Source organism: Vibrio sp. YT-18 (assembly GCF_033337345.1).
GTDB classification, from domain to species: Bacteria; Pseudomonadota; Gammaproteobacteria; order Enterobacterales; family Vibrionaceae; genus Vibrio; species Vibrio alginolyticus.
The window spans coordinates 1-1,797 of sequence record NZ_JAWOQO010000068.1 but is presented as its reverse complement, the minus strand read 5'-3'; the positions used below and the strand labels follow the sequence as shown (position 1 = coordinate 1,797).

Here is a 1,797-nt window from a genome sequence, read left to right as displayed (position 1 = left end):
GCTCACTACGCCAATGACGACATGTTTGTCGTGCGTTCACTGTTTGAAGAATGCGTTCGACATCAATACATCGCGCTGGAAGACACCCTTTCGTACTTACTGCCAAAAGACGTTTTTCTCGAGCTTTATAACGAGAATGGCCAGTTCGCAGCTTACTTCGACAACAACTTATCCAAACGACAAGAACTCATCGAAGCCGCGCAGCAACAGCAAAACTTGGCCGAATTTATTCTGACCAAAGTCGATAACAGCATTTATCATCCGCCGATGATCCTCGCGCCAGAAACGCCAATCAACGAGGTAACTCGAACTCTAAAAGATAACGGCATCGATGCTGCATTGGTTCAGCTCCATGACGACGACCCGCGATTGGAAAAATGGCCGTCAGCTCACCCGTACGCCATCGTGACTCGTACCAACATGCTGCACTCGGTTATGTTGGATAATTGCGCCGTGGACACACCTGTAGGTGAGATCGCAACTTTCCCTGTCTACCATGTTGATGACGGGGATTTTCTGTTTAACGCCATGATCACCATGACACGTAATCGCATGAAACGTTTGATGGTCTGCGAAGGCAATCGCGCGGTGGGCATGCTCGACATGACACAAATTCTCAGCGCGTTTTCGACGCATTCCCACGTGTTAACACTCAGCATTGCACGAGCAAGCAGCGTAGAAGAACTGGCGTTGGCCTCAAACCGTCAACGTCAACTGGTAGAAAGCTTGCTGAGAAACGGCATCCGCACTCGCTTCATCATGGAGCTCATCTCTGCGGTAAACGAACAAATTATCGAAAAAGCCTTTGAACTGGTGGTGCCACCCGCTTTGCACGACCACTGTTGTTTGATCGTGCTGGGCTCAGAAGGGCGTGGCGAGCAAATTCTTAAGACCGACCAAGACAACGCGCTCATTATTGAAGACGGGCTAGAATGGCCGCATTGCGAACAAGTAATGCAATCATTTACCCATACTCTGCAGCAGCTTGGTTACCCACTCTGCCCCGGCAAAGTGATGGTCAACAACCCGAAATGGGTCAAAACGCAGCAAGAGTGGATCCACACCTTAGATCATTGGATTGCGAAGGCGGAGCCTGAACCAATCATGGACTTGGCGATTTTCAGTGACGCACATGCAGTAGCAGGAAATCGAGAGCTTCTCACCCCAATAGCAAACCATCTCAGAGACAGCATGAAAGATCGCATGCTGGTTTTGTCGGATTTCACGCGCCCTGCTTTGCAATTTTCCGTGCCCCTTACTTTGTTTGGCAACGTAAAAAGTGCCAAGGATGGTTTGGATATCAAACGTGGTGGCATCTTCCCTATCGTGCATGGTATTCGCACCTTGTCGTTGGAATATGCGATTGAAGAAAAAAACACCTTTGAACGCATCGAAGCACTAAGAAAAAAACGCATCTTAGAACCGGAGACCGCAGACAACTTAAACGAAGCGTTGAAGCTGTTCTTTAAGATTCGCCTTCATCAGCAATTGAGTAAACAAGAAACACTTAACAATATTGATATCAAACAGTTAGACCGAACCGAGCGTGACTTGCTGCGTCATAGCTTGCATGTGGTGAAGAAGTTTAAGCAGTTCTTGGGCTTCCACTATCAAATCCGCGATTAAGCGCTTACACAAGTCAAAATGAGGCGTAGAGGATGAACTGGTTACAACGCAAATATTGGCATTACAAACTGAAAGGCTCGCCTTATCAGTCGCTGTTTTGTGCGCCACACAAAACCGAGTTTGTGTCTCTAGATTGTGAGACCACCAGCCTTGATCCGAACCGTGCTGAGT

Annotated in this window: 1 protein-coding gene and 1 pseudogene; both read left to right on the top strand. The window is 48.0% G+C overall.

Annotated elements, in window-relative coordinates; all coding sequences use genetic code 11:
* Positions 1 to 1,626 (top strand): DUF294 nucleotidyltransferase-like domain-containing protein (locus tag R7M72_RS24325; RefSeq protein WP_318056368.1); only part of this gene is annotated, 1,626 nt, incomplete at its 5' end.
* A 32-nt stretch (positions 1,627 to 1,658) separates the two neighbouring features.
* Positions 1,659 to 1,797, top strand: a pseudogene (locus tag R7M72_RS24320) (3'-5' exonuclease); the annotation flags it as partial.